Annotated in this window: 18 protein-coding genes; 15 read left to right on the plus strand and 3 right to left on the minus strand. The window is 66.8% G+C overall.

Annotated features, from left to right (window positions below):
* The first annotated feature begins 2 nt into the window (after positions 1–2).
* From CIW53_RS03685 to CIW53_RS03705, 5 genes are read left to right on the plus strand one after another with little or no spacing between them, the layout of a single operon-like run.
* Entirely contained in the window at positions 3–1874 is a 1872-nt protein-coding gene (locus CIW53_RS03685; RefSeq protein ID WP_149363328.1) for a chemotaxis protein CheA, read from the plus strand.
* Positions 1875–1879: 5 nt separating this feature from the next.
* Complete coding sequence (locus tag CIW53_RS03690) at positions 1880–2620, plus strand: flagellar motor protein (RefSeq protein ID WP_149363329.1); 741 nt, start codon at positions 1880–1882, stop codon at positions 2618–2620.
* Complete coding sequence (motD, locus tag CIW53_RS03695) at positions 2617–3690, plus strand: flagellar motor protein MotD (protein ID WP_149363330.1); 1074 nt, start codon at positions 2617–2619, stop codon at positions 3688–3690. Before CIW53_RS03690 ends, motD begins: the two co-directional genes overlap by 4 nt.
* Positions 3691–3727: 37 nt before the next feature.
* Entirely contained in the window at positions 3728–4207 is a 480-nt protein-coding gene (locus CIW53_RS03700) for a chemotaxis protein CheW (protein ID WP_149363331.1), read from the plus strand.
* Positions 4197–4547, plus strand: coding sequence for a DUF2802 domain-containing protein (locus CIW53_RS03705; RefSeq protein WP_149363332.1), 351 nt, complete (start codon positions 4197–4199; stop codon positions 4545–4547). Before CIW53_RS03700 ends, CIW53_RS03705 begins: the two co-directional genes overlap by 11 nt.
* A 46-nt stretch (positions 4548–4593) precedes the next feature.
* Here the strand turns inward: CIW53_RS03705 and CIW53_RS03710 are convergent, their stop codons facing one another.
* Together CIW53_RS03710 and CIW53_RS03715 are read right to left on the minus strand one after the other, a co-directional pair.
* Positions 4594–4845: a flagellar biosynthesis protein gene (locus CIW53_RS03710; protein ID WP_149363333.1), complete on the minus strand. Its 252-nt coding sequence runs from the start codon at positions 4843–4845 to the stop codon at positions 4594–4596.
* Positions 4842–5993 (minus strand): flagellar hook-length control protein FliK, encoded by a 1152-nt coding sequence (locus tag CIW53_RS03715; RefSeq protein ID WP_149363334.1) that lies wholly within the window; start codon positions 5991–5993, stop codon positions 4842–4844. Before CIW53_RS03715 ends, CIW53_RS03710 begins: the two co-directional genes overlap by 4 nt.
* 223 nt (positions 5994–6216) lie before the next feature.
* On the opposite strand from CIW53_RS03715, the gene CIW53_RS03720 reads away from it, so the two are divergent.
* From CIW53_RS03720 to CIW53_RS03765, 10 genes are all read left to right on the plus strand, one after another.
* Complete coding sequence (locus tag CIW53_RS03720) at positions 6217–6579, plus strand: STAS domain-containing protein (RefSeq protein ID WP_149363335.1); 363 nt, start codon at positions 6217–6219, stop codon at positions 6577–6579.
* Between the two features lie 13 nt (positions 6580–6592).
* Positions 6593–6955 (plus strand): response regulator, encoded by a 363-nt coding sequence (locus tag CIW53_RS03725; RefSeq protein ID WP_149363336.1) that lies wholly within the window; start codon positions 6593–6595, stop codon positions 6953–6955.
* 9 nt (positions 6956–6964) lie between these two features.
* Positions 6965–8968: a chemotaxis protein CheA gene (locus CIW53_RS03730; protein WP_149363337.1), complete on the plus strand. Its 2004-nt coding sequence runs from the start codon at positions 6965–6967 to the stop codon at positions 8966–8968.
* A gap of 203 nt (positions 8969–9171) precedes the next feature.
* Positions 9172–9678: a chemotaxis protein CheW gene (locus CIW53_RS03735; protein WP_149363338.1), complete on the plus strand. Its 507-nt coding sequence runs from the start codon at positions 9172–9174 to the stop codon at positions 9676–9678.
* Between the two features lie 12 nt (positions 9679–9690).
* Positions 9691–11436, plus strand: a complete 1746-nt coding sequence (locus CIW53_RS03740; protein ID WP_149363339.1) for a methyl-accepting chemotaxis protein — start codon at positions 9691–9693, stop codon at positions 11434–11436.
* A gap of 11 nt (positions 11437–11447) precedes the next feature.
* Positions 11448–12323 carry a protein-glutamate O-methyltransferase gene (locus CIW53_RS03745; protein ID WP_242451764.1) on the plus strand — a complete coding sequence of 292 codons (876 nt, stop codon included), beginning with the start codon at positions 11448–11450 and terminating at the stop codon, positions 12321–12323.
* Positions 12320–12970 carry a chemoreceptor glutamine deamidase CheD gene (gene cheD, locus CIW53_RS03750; RefSeq protein WP_149363340.1) on the plus strand — a complete coding sequence of 217 codons (651 nt, stop codon included), beginning with the start codon at positions 12320–12322 and terminating at the stop codon, positions 12968–12970. Before CIW53_RS03745 ends, cheD begins: the two co-directional genes overlap by 4 nt.
* A gap of 83 nt (positions 12971–13053) precedes the next feature.
* Positions 13054–14145, plus strand: a complete 1092-nt coding sequence (locus CIW53_RS03755) for a chemotaxis response regulator protein-glutamate methylesterase (protein WP_149363341.1) — start codon at positions 13054–13056, stop codon at positions 14143–14145.
* Positions 14146–14162: 17 nt separating this feature from the next.
* Positions 14163–15350, plus strand: a complete 1188-nt coding sequence (locus CIW53_RS03760; protein ID WP_149363342.1) for a methyl-accepting chemotaxis protein — start codon at positions 14163–14165, stop codon at positions 15348–15350.
* Between the two features lie 11 nt (positions 15351–15361).
* Complete coding sequence (locus CIW53_RS03765; protein ID WP_149363343.1) at positions 15362–15661, plus strand: STAS domain-containing protein; 300 nt, start codon at positions 15362–15364, stop codon at positions 15659–15661.
* A 109-nt stretch (positions 15662–15770) separates the two neighbouring features.
* Here the strand turns inward: CIW53_RS03765 and CIW53_RS03770 are convergent, their stop codons facing one another.
* Positions 15771–16133, minus strand: coding sequence for a hypothetical protein (locus tag CIW53_RS03770; protein ID WP_149363344.1), 363 nt, complete (start codon positions 16131–16133; stop codon positions 15771–15773).
* Between the last annotated feature and the right edge of the window lie 108 nt (positions 16134–16241).

Here is a 16241-nt window from a genome sequence, read left to right on the forward strand (position 1 = left end):
CCGTGAATCCGGAACTGGACAGCGAGCTGCGCCAGGATTTCCTGGTCGAGGCCGGCGAGCTGCTGGAACGCCTGGGCGAGCAACTGGTCGGGCTGGAAACCACGCCGAACGACAGCGAGTTGTTGAACGCGGTATTCCGCGCGTTCCACACCGTCAAGGGCGGCGCCGGCTTCCTCGCGATCGACCCGATGGTGGTGCTGTGCCATCACGCCGAGGATCTGCTCAACGAGGCCCGCAACGGCACCGTCGTGCTCGACGCCGGGCACATGGACGCGTTGCTGGAGTCGCTCGACCTGCTCAACGAGATGATGGCCGCGGTCGGCGCCGAGGCGCCGTTGCGCGCGCCGTCGCCGGCCCTGCTGCAATCGCTTTTGCCGCGTGCGAAGGCGGTCGTGGCGGCGCCGGTTGCCGCAGCGCCTGCACCGCTGCCGAGCGACGCGCCGATCGACGACAGCGAGTTCGAGGCGCTGCTGGACAGCATGTACGGCAACAGTGCGCCCGGCACCGTCGAGCCGGCCGCGCTGACGGTCGTGCCGACCTCGTCGTCGGCGATCGACGACGACGAATTCGAGGCCTTGCTGGACGCCCTGCACGGTACCGGCGGCCGGCCCGTCGCCGTGCCGGTCGCCGCACCGGCCGTGGTGGCGGCTGCACCCGAGCCGGCACAAGCGACCACGCCGTCACGCTCGGCGCCGCCGGCGGAAAACACCGTGCGGGTGGATACCGCGCGCCTCGATGTGCTGGTCAATCACGCCGGCGAACTGGTGCTGGTGCGCAATCGCCTGCTCAGCCTCGCCGCGCGCGAAGGCAGCGAGGCATTGGCCGCGGCGGCCGGCGAGCTGGACCGCGTCGCCGACGAGTTGCAGAACGCCGTGATGGGCATGCGCATGCAGCCGGTGGGACGGCTGTTCCAGCGTTTCCCGCGGATCGTGCGCGATCTCGCCCGGCAGCTCGGCAAGGAAGTGGAACTGGTGCTGGAAGGCGAGGGCACCGACCTCGATCGCAGCCTGGTCGAGGCGCTGGCCGATCCGCTGATCCACCTGCTGCGCAATGCACTCGACCATGGCCTGGAAATGCCCGACGAACGCACCCGTGCCGGCAAGTCGCGCAAGGGGCGGGTGACCCTGTCGGCAAGCCAGCGCGGCGAACGCATCGTGATCGCGGTGAGCGACGACGGGCATGGCATGGATCCGGAGATCCTGCGCCGCAAGGCCGTCGAAAAGGGCGTGATCGATCAGGTCCACGCCGCGCGCCTGACCGAAGGCGAATGCTATGAATTGATCTTCCGTCCCGGCTTCAGCACCGCCGCCACGGTTTCGGACATTTCAGGCCGCGGCGTCGGCATGGACGTGGTGAAGACGCGCGTGGCCGAACTCGGCGGCACCTTGCGTGTGCACTCGCGGCTGGGCCACGGCAGCGAGCTGGAACTGACCGTGCCGCTGACGTTGGCGATCCTGCGCGTGCTGATGGTGCGCGTCGGTGCGCGCCTGTTCGCGCTGCCGCTGGCCAATGTCGAGGAGGTCTTCGAACTGACCGCCGACCAGGATCGCCTGCTCGATGGCCGGCTGGTCGCCAATCATCGAGGTCGCGCGCTGCCGCTGGCCAACCTGGCCGGCTGGGCCGGCGCTTCCGCCGCGGCGGGCCGGCATGTCGTGGTGCTGCATATCGGCCATATGCGCATGGGCTGCATGGTGCATGAAGTGCTCGGCCGCGAGGACGTGATCGTCAAGCCGCTCGGTCCCCTGTTCGATGGCGTGCCGGGCATTGCCGGCGCCACCGTCACCGGCGATGGCAGGCTCGCCCTGGTCGTGGATCTGGCCGGCCTGGCCGATGGCGCAGGGCAACTTCTCCCCTCACTGCAACTGGCTGGCTGACCATCATGGATCTGGTAAGCATCATCGGCACGATCCTGGGCATTGTGGTCATCGTCGTCGGGACGGTGCTCAAGGGTTCCACCGTGGGCGCGCTGTGGAATCCGGCGGCGTTCGTGATCGTGTTTTTCGGCACGGCCGCGGCGCTGCTGGTGCAGAACCAGGGCAAGGTGCTCAAGCACGCGCTGTCGATGATCTCGATGATCTACAAGCCGCCCCAACACCAGCCCGACGACCTGATCAGCCGTATCGTCGGCTGGAGCGAGATCACCCGCCGGCAGGGCCTGCTCGGGCTGGAGCCGCAGATCGAGACCGAGTCCGATCCGTTCATCGGCAAGGGCCTGCAATTGCTGGTCGATGGCGGTGAACCGGAGGCCATCCGCAGCGTGCTCGAAGTGGATCTGGAAACCCGCGAAGCGATCGACTTGGCCGGTGCCAAGGTGTACGAGAACGCCGGCATCTATTCGCCGACGCTCGGCATCATCGGTGCGGTGATGGGCTTGATGGCGGTGATGCAGAACCTGGCCGACCCGAGCAAGCTCGGCCATGGCATCGCGGCGGCCTTCGTGGCCACGATCTATGGCGTGGCGCTGGCCAACATGTTCATGCTGCCGATGGCGGCGCGACTGAAGGGGCTCATCGGCAAGCAGACCCGGATGCGCGAAATCCTGATCGAAGGCCTGGTGTCGATCGCCCAGGGCGACAACCCGCGGCAGATCGAGGCGCGTCTGCAGGGCTATGTCGCATGAGACGGCACAAGCATGAGGAACACACCAATCACGAGGCCTGGGCGATTCCCTACGCCGACCTGATGACCTTGCTGCTCGCGTTTTTCGTGGTGATGTACGCCGTGTCGGTGGTCAACGAAGGCAAGTTCCGGGTGATGTCCGAATCGCTGATCGAGGCATTCAACGGTTCCAGCCACGTGATCGCCCCGCTGCCGCCGACCAGGATCAGGCCGCACAACATATCGCCCTCGATCGCGGCGCCGGCAGGCCAGCCGGGGTCGTCGATCGTGCCGATCGCGGTGCCGATTCCGCCGCATCCGGTACCGGTGCATGGCGACGGCAGCAAGAGCGGCCACCGCACCAACGGGCTGCACGACCTGACGCGCATCGAGGATCAGGTGCGCAAGGCGTTGCAGCCGCTGATCGACCGCAAGCTGGTGGTGGTGCGGCACCATCCGGACTGGCTGGAGATCGAGATCCGCACCGACATCCTGTTCCCCAGCGGCGTGGCCCAGCTGTCCGATCCGGCCGACAAGGTGCTGCGCAGCCTCGCCTCGATCCTGGCGCCGTTCGCCAACCCGCTGCGGGTCGAGGGTTTTACCGACAACGTGCCGATCAGCACGATGGTGTATCCGTCGAACTGGGAATTGTCGGCGGCGCGCGCCGCCAGCGTGGCGCGGCTGTTCGCGAACAATGGCGTCGCCCCCGAGCGGCTCGGCATCATCGGCTGGGGCGAGGTGCGGCCGCTGGCGGACAATGCCACGGCGGACGGTCGCAACAAGAATCGTCGGGTGGTCGTGGTGGTGATGGGCAACCAGAAGGTTCCACAGCGCAGCTACAGCAACCCTGGCGACGTCGACGAGGCGAAGGGACTGAGTGCGTCGGTGATGGATCCGCTGCCCGCGAACGCGTTGCCCACGGTGCGCGTCACCGCCGGCGCCGCACCCGCGAGCGGCCATGCCGCTGCCGAACCGGTCGTCGCGCCATCCGGCGCGCCGGCGACGACGGCGCGCGCCGCCGGCGGACTCGCGCCAACCGCAGCCGCCGGACATACTGACGGCATGTCGCCCCGGGTGACCTCGAACAGGTGATGACGATGAAACCCTCCCGCAATCCCAGAGCAACGGCATGAGTGCCCCGGCCCACGCCGCCGACCCGGGCGGCCGACACTGGTTGTCGTTCCGGATCGGCGAACAGTTGTACGCCGCGCCGCTGGCCGAGGTCAGCGAAGTGATCCGCGATGGCGAGCTGACCCCGGTGCCGGGTGCCGCGGACGACCTGCTGGGCGTGCGTCATCTGCGTGGCCGCATCGTGCCGGTGCTCGATGGGCGCCTGCGGCTGGGCCTGTCTGTGGTGCCGCCGGCCGATCCGGCGACGGTGCGCATCGTGATGCTTTCCGTCGCCGGCCAGCTGATCGGTGTGCGCGTCGATGCAGTGGGTGAACTTCTCGATACCGACGGTACGGATATCGCGCCGCCGCCGCCGGGACGGGCCAGCCGGCGTGCCGATCCGGTCAGTGGCGTGCTGGCGTGGCAGGGTGGGTTCGTGGCCTTGCTGGATGTGCCGCGGCTGTGCCGGCTGAGCGGAGAAGCCGATCATGTGGCTTGAATTCGGGGTTGGCCTGTTGCTGCTGTTCGCGCTGGTGCAGGCGATGGTGCTGACCAGGCTGTGGCGCCAGTCACAGCAGTTGCAGCGCGACGTCGCTGCGTTGTCGCATGGCATGACCCACGTCGCCACCGATGTGCCGACATCGATGCTGGTCACCGCGCTGGGCCGGCTGGAACGACGCATCGGGCTGATCGAGCAGCCGCCGCAGGCGCGCCAGTCCTACGAGCTGGCCCAGCAGCTGGCGCGCGACGGTGCCGATGTCGAGCAACTGATCACCCGCTGCGGATTGTCGCGCGACGAGGCGCGGCTGGTCCTGCAGATGCATTCGCTCAATCCGTGAGGTCGGTGGCCGGGTTGCGCGTCTGCGTGTCGAGGCGCTTCGCCGGTCATTCCTCGGCGGCATCGTAGACGGCCGCCAGCACCGAAGCGGCCGACGCGTACAGCAGCACCGGCACATCCTCGCGCAGTCGCAGCGCCACCAGCAGGGCGGCGATCTGCGGATCGTGGTGCATCGGCAGGCCCAATTGCTGCGCGCGTGCCAGCAGGCTTTCCAGCGATTCGGCCGGCATCGGCTTGACCTCGCCGGCGCCGCTGGCCAGTCGCAGGCTGACCCGCGGTCGATCCGTGGGCGTATTCATGCGGTGGCCTGCAGCAGCACGGCGCTGTGCCGCCCCGAAGGCTGCGGCAAACCGACCTGGCAGACCAACTGGTCAAGCAGCACGCCGCAGGCGGCCAGTCGCTGGCGCAGCGGCATGAACTGGCGTTCGAGCCGCTGTGCGGTTTCCGCGCGTTCGGCCCACAGGCGCACTGACAGCCGCGGTTCGTGCAACTGCAATTCGCCCTGCAGCGGACCCAGTGCGGGCAGGTCCAGCGCAAAGCCCAGGGTCCAGCCCTGGCTGCCGTCATTGGCGTCGGTGGTGGATTCCAACTGGATCTGCAGTACATCGCGGCCGTCTTCGCCCTGCAGGGGAATCTCGATCATCCACGCCGACAACGGACTGGCGCTGGCTTCGAGCTGCGCCACTTCGACGCGAGCCAGTGCCGCCTTCACGTCGCCGTGCAGCCGATCCAGCAACGGGCCAGCCTCGCCGTCGGCGGGTACGAGTGCCAGCGGCAATCGCGCCTGCGCCTGCAGGCCACGCTGCAACAACGGTGGCGCGGTATCGCCGCGGTTGGGCGGCGGCGGCGCCTCGGCGCGCTGGTCGAGCAGGGCGGACAGGCGCAACAACGCGCCTTTCCAGTCGTCTTCGGCCAGCGCGGCCAGCGCGCTCAGGGTGGCGTGCGGCTGGGCCAGCTTCGACTCGAAAAAAAGACCGCTGCGGCTGATCGCTTCGCGCAGGCCTTCGCCGCGGGTCACGTCCGCTGGCGTGCGCACGGCTTGTTCGAGCAGCGCCAGCGCCGTTCGCACCGCCGGCGGAAGCTGGCGCAATACAGGGCGTTGGGCCAGCGCGCCCAGCGTGGACAGCAGCGGCGCGTAACCGTTCTGTTGCGGCAGGCGCTCGCGCAGGACGCGCTGGAAGGTCGGCTCGGAAGCATGCGAGAGTATTTCCAGTTGCGGTTGCGCGCCCAGGCTCAGCACGCGGACCTGGAATTGCGCCGGCAACTGGTTGCCGGGTGCTTCGGTTTCCACCGTCAAGGCGCCGATCTGCAGCACCAGCAACCCTTGCGGGCTCACGCCCAGCGGGCGCGCCGACAACACGGTGCCGATGCGCCAACTTTGCGCAGTGGTGCCGGAGGCGGCACCGGCCCAGGTAAGGGCGGCGAGGCTGATCGGTTGGATGATCAAGGCGGTTCCTGCGCGGGCGGCCCGGGCGGTGTGCAAGGGTTTGTCAGAAGATACATCGGCCGCACGCGCGCGAACTTGAGCGCCGGCCGAAGCGATCGGGCAGCGCTGGCGGAATCCCGGCGCCGGAGATCCGACGCCATGCCGGGCGAGAAGGCGCTAAAGCGATCGCGCGGCCGGCCGATAAGGCATTCATCAGCGCTGACAGCGCACGCGGAGTCACCCCATGGCCGGCAAACGAAAGACGGCGCCCGACGGCGCACACGACCATGCGGCAGCGGCGGAAGTCGACACCGGCCGGTCCGAAGATGCGCTGGTGGTATTGCCGGCAGACTGCCGCATGGCGGCCCAGGCCGCCTTGAAAGAGGAACTGCTGGGCGCGCTGAAGGCCGGAGCCATCGTGCTGGATGGCGCCCGGGTCGAGCGTACCGACACGGCCGCCCTGCAAATGCTGGTGGTGTTTCGGCGTGAACTCGACAAATGCGGTGGCACGCTGAGCTGGCGTGGCACGAGTGATGCTCTGAACGAAGCAGCCGGCGTGCTTGGGCTGGTGCAAATACTGGAACTGCCGGCCATCGAGCCGGCTTGAACGAGGTGGCAGCATGGCAAAGATTCTTGCGGTAGACGATTCGGCTTCGATGCGCGGCATGGTCGCATTCACCCTGCGCGGGGCCGGGCACGAAGTGGCCGAGGCCGAAAATGGCCAGTTGGCCCTGGACGTCGCACGCGGCAGCTCGTTCGACCTGGTGCTGGCCGACGTCAACATGCCCGTCATGGACGGCCTGGCCATGGTGCGTGAATTGCGCACGATGGACGGCTACAAGGGCGTGCCGATCCTGATGCTGACGACCGAGTCGCATACCGAAAAGAAGATGGAGGGCAAGGCGGCCGGTGCGACCGGCTGGCTGGTCAAGCCGTTCGACCCGGAGCAACTGCTGGCCACGGTCAAGCGCGTACTTGGTTGAGGAAGAAAAATGAGTGCGGTTGACCTGACCCAGTTCCACAAGACGTTCTTCGAGGAAAGCCTGGAAGGGCTCGACGCGATGGAGGCCGCGCTGCTGGCGCTGGATTCGGGTTCGACCGATACCGAACTAGTACACACGATTTTCCGCGCCGCGCACTCCATCAAGGGCGGTGCGGCGACGTTCGGCTTTACCGACGTGGCGGCGTTCACCCACGTCGCCGAGTCGCTGCTGGAAGAGGTGCGCAGCGAACGCCGGGCGGTGGAAGCGGAGCTGATCGAATTGCTGCTGCGCTCGGTCGATTGCCTGCGCGCCATGCTGGCTCGATCCAGTAGCGGTCAGCCGGTGGCCGATGCCGAGAGCGAGGCGCTGCGCGCCGAACTCGTGCGGCTGGTCAGTGGCGAGGCTGACGCGACCGCGGTGGTCGCGGCGGCCACGGTCGCGGCGGTCAGCGGCTGGGAGATTGGATTCTCCGCATTGCCGCACCTGCTGCAGACCGGCAACGATCCGCTGCGGCTGTTCCGCGAATTGCAGCAGCTCGGTCGCCTGGAGGTGGTGCGCGCATTCCTGCTCGACGGCGCACCGCAGCTGGCCGATCTGGATCCGAGCAGTTGCCATCTGGGCTGGGAGTTGCGCCTGCACGGCGACGTGGCCCGCGGCGACATCGATGCGGTGTTCGACTGGCTCGACGGCGATTGCGAACTGACGATCAAGCCGCTGCAGGCAGCGTCTTCGGGCAATGCCGTCGCCGCCACGCCGCAGCAAGCGCCGGCGGTGGTGCAGCCGGAGGCGCCCGCGGCCGGTCGGCCGGTGCGCGAAACCGCCGTTGCCTCCAGCGAAGGCGGCACGATACGCGTGGGGATCGACAAGGTCGACGCGCTGATCAACATGATGGGCGAACTGGTGATCACCCAGTCGATGCTCAGCGACATCGGCGAAAATTTCCAGTTGTCCAAGCTGGAGCATCTGCGCGACGGACTGGCCCAGCTCGAGCGCACCACGCGCGAGCTGCAGGAAAGCGTCATGCGCATCCGCATGCTGCCGATCGGCTCGGTGTTCAACCGTTTTCCGCGACTGGTCCGCGACCTGGAGCGCAAGCTCGGCAAGCAGGTCCGGCTGGAGTTGCACGGCGAGCACACCGAGCTGGACAAGACGGTGATGGAAAAGATCGGCGATCCGCTGGTGCACCTGGTGCGCAACGCGATCGACCACGGGCTGGAAATGCCGGCGCAGCGCAAGGCCGCGGGTAAGCCGGAAACCGGCATGCTCAAACTCAACGCGTATCACGAGGGCGGCAACATCGTGGTGCAGATCAGTGACGACGGCGCCGGCCTCAACCGGGACGCCATCGTCGCCAAGGCGCAACAGCGCGGGCTTATCCAGGCCGGCCAGGAGCTCAGCGATGCCGACGTGGCGGAGCTTATTTTCCAGCCGGGCTTCTCCACCGCCGCGCAGGCAACCGATCTTTCCGGTCGCGGGGTCGGCATGGACGTCGTGCGCCGCAACGTGCGCGATCTCGGCGGTACCGTCAGCGTACGCAGCATCAGCGGCAAGGGCAGCACGTTCACCATCGCGCTGCCGCTGACGCTGGCCATCATCGACGGCCTTGCCACCGCGATCGGCAGCGAGCGCTACATCGTGCCGCTGATCTCGATCGTCGAATCGCTGCGGTTGCGCCCGGAGACGGTGCGCAAGATTGCCGGCGGTGGCGAGGTATTCCACTTTCGCGACGAATACGTGCCGATCATGCGCCTGCATCGCGCTTTCGCCTGCGCCGATGCGGTCACCGACATCGAGCAGGGCATCGTGGTTGTGGTCGAGGACGACGGCCGTCGTGTCGGCCTGCTGGTCGACGACCTGCTCGGCCAGCAGCAGGCGGTGGTCAAGTCCCTCGAAGCGCATTACCAGCGCGTGCAGGGCATCTCCGGCGCCACGATCCTCAGCGACGGTTCGGTCGCGCTGATCGTGGATGTGAGCGGCGTGGTACGGCTGGGCCAGCGCCGCAAGGCGGCCTGATCGACATTTCTCGCAGCCGGTAGCGATCCGCCAATGCCGCGACGCGACGAACGATCGCCGCGCCGCGGATTCTTGCCGCGCGACCGCGCGATCGACTTCCGCTGCACCAATGACGCCGCTCAAGTTTCCAACGACAGCGCCGACACAGTCATGGCAGAAGGACGTTCGCGAGCGTCCGTCACCAGGCAGCAGGTAACCGGCTCATGTACGAAAACAATCAGGATGCGGCACCGGTGTTGCAGCAGCTCACCTTCAATCTGGCTGGCGAGGAGTACGGCGTGGACATCCTCGCCGTGCGCGAAATCCGCGGCTGGTCGCGGGTGACGCGCATCCCGCAGACGCCTGCGCACCTGCTCGGCGTGCTCAACCTGCGCGGCGCGATCGTGCCGATCATGGATCTGCGCCTGCGCTTCGGGCTGGAGCGGGAGAGCTACGGCGACAGCACGGTGGTGATCATCCTGGCCATTGCCGAGCGCCTGTTCGGCATCGTGGTGGACGCGGTATCCGATGTCGTCGACATCGATCCGGCAGCGATCAAGCCGGTGCCCGACATGGGCGTGATCGTCGACACCCGTTATCTGAAAGGCCTTGCGACTCACGTCGAGCGCATGGTGATGCTGTTGGACGTTGAGAAACTCATGCGTCCGGAAGACGTGGAAACACTGGATGCAGCCATGCCGGCCATCCATGAAGTCGAAGTTGCCGCCTGACCGGGAATCAAGATGAAGATCAAGAATTTGAAGCCTTACCTGCTGCGCCTGACCACCTTGACTGTCAAGGCGCGCCTGATCGGCGTGCTCGGGCTATTGTGCGCAATGCTGCTGGTAGGCGCCTGGATCGGCCTGGGCGGCATGGCCAGGGCGAACGAGAGCGCGCGCACCATCTACCAGGACGAGTTGATCCCGCTGACCAGCATCAACGAGGTCGCACGCGGATCGCTGAACAGCTTCATCGCGCTGAGCGAAGCGGCGTTCCACAAGGACGACAAGGCCATCGTCAAGCAGAAGCTCGACGACGTGGCCAAGACCGAGGCCGACAACGCAGCCCTGCTCAAGAAGCTGGGCACGACCCAGATGTCGCCGGCGGTCAAGAAACAGTGGAAGGCGTTCGAGAGCGCCCGCAGCGACGTGTCGTCGTCCTTGTCCGAGATCACCGATGCCCTGAACAAGGCAGACGAGGGCGCCAACGGCCTGCTGTATTCCGACGTGCTGCCGAACGTGTCGATCATGAGCTCGGAGATGACCAAGCTGATCGCCATGCAGGTCGAAGAGAGCCGCCAGCAATACGAATCGGCCCTGGCCAGCTACAACCGCATCCGCGTCATGACCTTCGGTGCGCTCGGCGCGGGCATGTTGCTGGCGGTGCTGATGGCCTTCTTCCTGATCCGCTCGATCGTCGGCACGCTCAACCGTGCGGTGCGCGTGGCCAACGCCATTTCGCAGGGCCAGTTGGGCCACAACATCGTGACCCGTCGCAAGGACGAGCTGGGCAAGTTGCTGGAGGCGTTCCGACTGATGGACGAGCGGCTCACCCTGACCGTGGGCGAAGTACGCCGGGGTTCGGATGCGGTCAGCACGGCTGCACAGCAGATTGCCCACGGCAACGACGACCTCAGCCAGCGCACCCAGGAACAGGCTTCCAGCCTGGAGGAAACCGCGTCCTCGATGGAGCAAATGACCTCGACCGTCAAGCAGAACGCGGAGAACGCCAGCCACGCCAACCAGCTTGCCCGCGGTGCCCGCGAACAGGCCGAGCGTGGTGGCGAAGTGGCAGGCAAGGCCATTATCGCGATGAGCGAGATCAACAGCTCCAGCAGCAAGATCGCGGACATCGTGGGACTGATCCAGGAGATCGCCTTCCAGACCAATCTGCTGGCGCTGAACGCGGCGGTGGAAGCGGCACGGGCCGGCGAGCAGGGCCGCGGCTTTGCCGTGGTGGCCACCGAAGTGCGCAGCCTGGCGCAACGCAGCGCCGGCGCCGCCAAGGAGATCAAGGGCCTGATCAACGACAGCGCCGAGAAGGTGCGCAGTGGCTCGGAACTGGTCAACCAGTCCGGCAAGGCGCTGGCCGAGATTGTCGACAGCGTGAAGAAGGTCACCGACATCGTGGCCGAGATCGCCGCGGCCAGCCAGGAACAATCCGCCGGCATCGACCAGGTCAACAACGCGGTCATGCAGATGGACGAAATGACCCAGCAGAACGCCGCGCTGGTCGAGGAAGCCGCTGCCGCTGCCCGCGCCATGCAGGAGCAGGCTGGCGAACTGACCCAGCAGGTCGGCTTCTTTCACCTCAACGATGCTGCGACGTCATCCGCAACACGCGCGCCGACGCGCGCGCAGACCGTCGCAGCGGAGGCCGAAGCGGTTTTCGCCGCCGTGCGCAGCGCGCCGGTGGCAACGCTGCCACCGTCGCGTCCGCAGCGGGCCGCGGTTGAGACCCAATCGGCTGGTGTCTGGAAGGAATTCTGAGCGTGAACGCGGTGGTCGGCACGCTTGATGAACATGGCACGCCCCCGGCAGGCAGCGGGCCCGTGCTGGGCCAGGCCGACTTCCAGTATCTGCGTGCCTTCGTGCTGGAGCATTGCGGCATCGCGCTGGGCGAACACAAGCACCAGTTGGTGCAGGGGCGCTTGTTCCGGCGCTTGCGCGCGCTGGGCCTGTCGAACTTCAGCAGCTATTGCGATCTGCTGCGGAACGATCCGCACAGCGAACTGGGTGAGCTGGCCAGCGCGATCAGCACCAATGTGACCTCGTTCTTCCGCGAAGCGCATCACTACGACCTGCTGGTCAACGAGCTGCTGCCGCGTTGGCTGGAGCAAAAACGCCGCGCGGGAGACCGCTTGCGGATCTGGTCGGCTGGTTGTTCCACCGGCGAAGAGCCGTATGCGCTGGCGATGGTGCTGGCCGAGGCGCTGGAGAGCCGCGACAGCACGGTGGATGCCAGGATCCTGGCCACCGACCTCTCGCCACAGGCACTGGAGACCGCCCGCAAGGGCGTCTATTCGCTGGAGCGCATCGCCGGCATCAGCGAGGAGCGTTGCCGTCGCTGGATGCTGCGTGGAAGCGGCGAGTTCGAAGGGCTCGCCTGCGTGCATCCGCGCCTGCGCGAACTGGTCACCATCGAACCGCTGAACCTGTTGCATCCCTGGCCGATGAGCGGTCCGTTCGACGCGATCTTCTGCCGCAACGTGGTGATCTATTTCGACCAGCCGACCAAGCAGCGCCTGTTCAAGCGCTACGCCGATCTGCTGCCGGTGGGCGGCCACCTGTTCCTCGGCCATTCCGAATCGCTGCACGGCATCAACGATCAATTCGAACTGATCGGGCGCACGGTGTACCGGAAGATCGCCGGATGAGCCTCCTGGCCGACAGACGTTCAGCACCGCCGATCCATGCACCGGCACTGCCGGGCTTCGAGCACCTGCGTCGCTACTGGGATCCGACGCAAGCGTGCATGACCGTGAAGGTGCTGCCCGGGGAGTTCTATGTCAGCGCCCAGCACGAGCTGGTCACCACCGTGCTCGGCTCCTGCGTCGCCGCCTGCATCCACGATGCACGCCGCGGCATCGGCGGCATGAACCACTTCATGCTGCCCGAGCCACGCGGCGAGCGCGACGGCTGGTCGTCGACGGTGGGGCGCGCGGCGCGCTACGGCAGCGACGCGATGGAGCAACTGATCAACGCGATCCTGATCGCCGGCGGCCAGCGTGCCGACCTGCAGGTCAAGATATTCGGCGGTGGCCGGGTGCTGGCGCAGCTCACCGACATCGGCCAGCGCAACATCGACTTCGTGCAGCGCTACATCGCCGCCGAAAAGCTGAACCTGTGCGCATCCGACCTGGGCGACGTGTATCCGCGTCAGGTGCAGTTCTTCCCCGACAGCGGGCGGGCCCGCGTGCGCCTGCTGCGTCGCCATGACGACGTGGCATTGGTGGCCGACGAGCCCGGTTACCTCAAGCGTTTGGCAAATGACCCGATAAAGGGTGAGGTCGAGCTTTTCTAGCGGTGCCTGGCACCGCGAAGGCCGACGAGGCTGCCGTCGAATGCGACGCGGCTTGAGCTTTTTGGCAAGTGAGACGGATGGCAATGGAAAGAGTTCGTGTTCTGGTAATCGACGACTCGGCGTTGGTGCGCAAGCTGATGACGGCGATGCTTGCCTGCGATCCGGCGATCGAAGTGGTCGGTACCGCCGCCGATCCGCTGATCGCCCGCGAGAAGATCAAGCAGCTCGATCCGGACGTGCTGACGCTGGACGTCGAGATGCCGCACATGGATGGCCTGACCTTTCTTGAAAACCTGATGCGGCTGCGGCCGATGCCGGTGGTGATGGTGTCGTCGCTGACCGTGCAGGGTGCGGACGTGACGTTGCGTGCACTGGAGCTCGGCGCGGTCGACTTCCTCGCCAAGCCCAGCAGCGACCTGGCCAACAGCTTCGGAGCCAGCGCACAGGAGATCTGCGCCAAGGTGAAGCTGGCCGCCACGGCGCGCCCGCGGGCGCGCACGGCGGTACGCAAGCTGGATGTTCCGCCGAGGCTCTCGGCCGATGCCGTGCTGCCGCGCGCGCAGACGCCCGGGTCCCGCGGCGGCAGCCCGATCATCGTGATCGGCGCCTCCACCGGCGGCACCGAAGCGGTGCGCGTGGTACTGGAGGCGATGCCGCCGGATGCGCCGCCGATCCTGGTCACCCAGCACATCCCCGCGGCCTTCAGCGGCCCGTTCGCGATGCGCATGGACCGTTGTTCGGCGATGCGCGTGTGCGAGGCGCACGACGGTCAGCCGATCCAGACCGGCCACGCCTACATCGCCCCCGGCAGCCACCATCTGCTGGTGATGTGGGATGGCGCCAAGTACGTATGCCGGCTGCACGACGGTCCGCCGGTGAACCGCCACAAGCCCAGCGTGGATGTGCTGTTCCGCTCGATGGCCGCCAGTGCCGGCGCCAGCGCGATCGCGGCATTGCTGACCGGCATGGGCGACGACGGCGCGCGCGGGCTGCTCGAACTGAAACAGGCCGGCGCCAGGACGCTGGTGCAGGACGAAGCCAGCTCGGTGGTATGGGGCATGCCCGGCGCCGCCTGGAAACTTGACGCGGCCAACGAAATGCTGCCGCTCGATCACATTGCCGCGCGCCTGCTGACTCTGGCGCGCCAACCTCATGACGGCGTTTCACGCGCCTGACCTTCGGATTACGGCCCATGCTTTCCTCATCCCGAATCACCCGGCTTTTCGCTACCCAGCCCATCTACGGCTGGCTCGCCAGCACGCTGGCCCTGTTGCTGGCGCTGCTGTGGCAACCGGCCTGGCTGGCGCCGTTGCTGATCGTGGTGCTGACGGCGGTGTGGATCGTCGAAAGCCGTCGCCACGCCCCGGCAACGCCGCCGCTGGTCGTGGCCAACAACAGCACGCCGGTGCGCGAGGCGCTCGAAGACGTGCGCGGGGCGCTGGTCGACGAGCTCGGCCACGCCACCCGCGAGCTGCACCAGGGGCTCGACCTGCTCAGCGATGCGGTGTCCGAACTGGGCGGCGGCTTCGATGGCCTGTCGCACAAGACCGGCCTGCAGCAATCGCTGCTCAAGCAGATCATCGACGCGCAGAACGGCGGAGTCTCGGTACAGGATTTCGCTGCACGCACCGGCGACCTGCTGCAGCACTTCGTCGGCATGATCGTGCAGATGTCGCGCGAGAGCCTGCGCATCGTCTATCGCATCGACGGCATGGCGAAGGAGATGGATGCCGTGTTCGGCCTGCTGAAGAACGTCAACACGATCGCCGAGGAAACCAACCTGCTGGCGCTGAACGCCGCGATCGAGGCGGCCCGCGCGGGCGAATCCGGCCGCGGCTTCGCGGTGGTGGCCGGCGAGATCCGCAACCTGGCCAGTAATTCCAACCAGTTCAACGAGCAGATCGGCAGCCATGTCGAGCGCGCCCGCACGGCGATGGAGCAGTTGCGTGGCCTGGTCGGCACGATGGCTTCGCAAGACCTGAATGTGGCGCTGTCGGCCAAGGGCGGCATCGACGCGATGATGGCGCACGTCACCGAAAGCGACGCGCGCACCAGCGCGGTGGCCGACCAGGTGGTCGAGATCAATCGCGGCCTCGGCAGCGACGTCTCCACCACGATCCGGTCACTGCAGTTCGAGGACATCCTCAGCCAGTTGCTGCGCCAGACGCGCACCCGGCTGGTCGAATTGCAGGAGGTCGTGGGCGAATGCACGCGCGACATCGAGGAGCTCGCCTGCGCGCCGGTCGACGCCGAAGCGCTGGTCGAACATGCGCAACGGGTACGCAGCCGGCTGGCCATTCAGCGCGAGAAGGCACGCCTGCGCTCACGAGGTCCGGCGTTGCAGAGTTCGATGGACGCCGGCGAAATTGAATTGTTCTGAAGGAGCGCAAGATGATCGTCCACCACGACAGCGAACACGATTGCCTGACCCTGCAACTGGGCGAGCGCTTCGATTTCAGTATCCATCGCGATTTTCACGACGCCTGCCTAGGCAGCGGGAGCACGGCGCGCAGCTATGTCATCGACCTGGGCGAAGTGACCAGCATGGACAGCTCCGCGCTGGGCATGCTGCTGCTGTTGCGCGAGCATGCGGGCGCCGATCGCTCCGAGATCCGCATCGTCAATGCCGGCAGCGAATTGCGCAACACGCTGCGCGTGGCCGGCTTCGACAAGTTGTTCGTGCTGCACTGAGCCCGCTGCGTGGCATCGCCGGGCCAACCCGGGCAGCCGTGAAACATCGGAAATACGCGCAGAAAAAAGGCTCCTTGCGGAGCCTTTTTTCTGGGGCGGTGCGGCAGGATTACCAGGTGCGCACGCTGGCCACGCTGACGCTGTAGCTCGCCATGCCGGGCTGAACGTGGAACTGCCTGCCGAGGTCGAAGTTGGCCGACGCGCCGGGGGCGATGTTGGTGGTGCCGGCGGGCCAGCCCTTCTTGGTCTGCATGATGTTGCCGTCAGCACCTTTGGCCTGGATCACGATCTGTGCGGCGGACGGGGTGGCGCAATTGTTGACAAGCTCGCCGCTCAGGCTGAGCTTGAGGGCCGAACCGGCGCCGCTGTAGGACGTCTTGAAATCCTTGATTACAAAATCGCTGGGCGAGCATTCGGCGCGTACACCCAGTGGCACGAGCAGGAGCAGGGTCGAAACAAGCAGAGTTTTCATGAGCACAATTCCATCATTGCGAAAGCCAAACGGGGAGCCGACGTGGGCCGACACCCACGGAATCGGCACCGAAGGCGAAAACTTTAGCCCGGTGCCGTGCAGGTCCCT

The organism is Rhodanobacter sp. T12-5 (assembly GCF_008329435.1).
GTDB lineage: Bacteria > Pseudomonadota > Gammaproteobacteria > Xanthomonadales > Rhodanobacteraceae > Rhodanobacter.

Excerpts from the sequence above, each read along its gene's own strand:
- CIW53_RS03690 (WP_149363329.1), top strand. The coding sequence starts at position 1,880 with ATGGATCTGGTAAGCATCATCGGCACGATCCTGGGCATTGTGGTCATC.
- motD (WP_149363330.1), top strand. The coding sequence starts at position 2,617 with ATGAGACGGCACAAGCATGAGGAACACACCAATCACGAGGCCTGGGCG.
- CIW53_RS03700 (WP_149363331.1), top strand. The coding sequence starts at position 3,728 with ATGAGTGCCCCGGCCCACGCCGCCGACCCGGGCGGCCGACACTGGTTG.
- CIW53_RS03705 (WP_149363332.1), top strand. The coding sequence starts at position 4,197 with ATGTGGCTTGAATTCGGGGTTGGCCTGTTGCTGCTGTTCGCGCTGGTG.
- CIW53_RS03710 (WP_149363333.1), bottom strand. The coding sequence starts at position 4,845 with ATGAATACGCCCACGGATCGACCGCGGGTCAGCCTGCGACTGGCCAGC.
- CIW53_RS03720 (WP_149363335.1), top strand. The coding sequence starts at position 6,217 with ATGGCCGGCAAACGAAAGACGGCGCCCGACGGCGCACACGACCATGCG.
- CIW53_RS03725 (WP_149363336.1), top strand. The coding sequence starts at position 6,593 with ATGGCAAAGATTCTTGCGGTAGACGATTCGGCTTCGATGCGCGGCATG.
- CIW53_RS03730 (WP_149363337.1), top strand. The coding sequence starts at position 6,965 with ATGAGTGCGGTTGACCTGACCCAGTTCCACAAGACGTTCTTCGAGGAA.
- CIW53_RS03735 (WP_149363338.1), top strand. The coding sequence starts at position 9,172 with ATGTACGAAAACAATCAGGATGCGGCACCGGTGTTGCAGCAGCTCACC.
- CIW53_RS03740 (WP_149363339.1), top strand. The coding sequence starts at position 9,691 with ATGAAGATCAAGAATTTGAAGCCTTACCTGCTGCGCCTGACCACCTTG.
- cheD (WP_149363340.1), top strand. The coding sequence starts at position 12,320 with ATGAGCCTCCTGGCCGACAGACGTTCAGCACCGCCGATCCATGCACCG.
- CIW53_RS03755 (WP_149363341.1), top strand. The coding sequence starts at position 13,054 with ATGGAAAGAGTTCGTGTTCTGGTAATCGACGACTCGGCGTTGGTGCGC.
- CIW53_RS03760 (WP_149363342.1), top strand. The coding sequence starts at position 14,163 with ATGCTTTCCTCATCCCGAATCACCCGGCTTTTCGCTACCCAGCCCATC.
- CIW53_RS03765 (WP_149363343.1), top strand. The coding sequence starts at position 15,362 with ATGATCGTCCACCACGACAGCGAACACGATTGCCTGACCCTGCAACTG.
- CIW53_RS03770 (WP_149363344.1), bottom strand. The coding sequence starts at position 16,133 with ATGAAAACTCTGCTTGTTTCGACCCTGCTCCTGCTCGTGCCACTGGGT.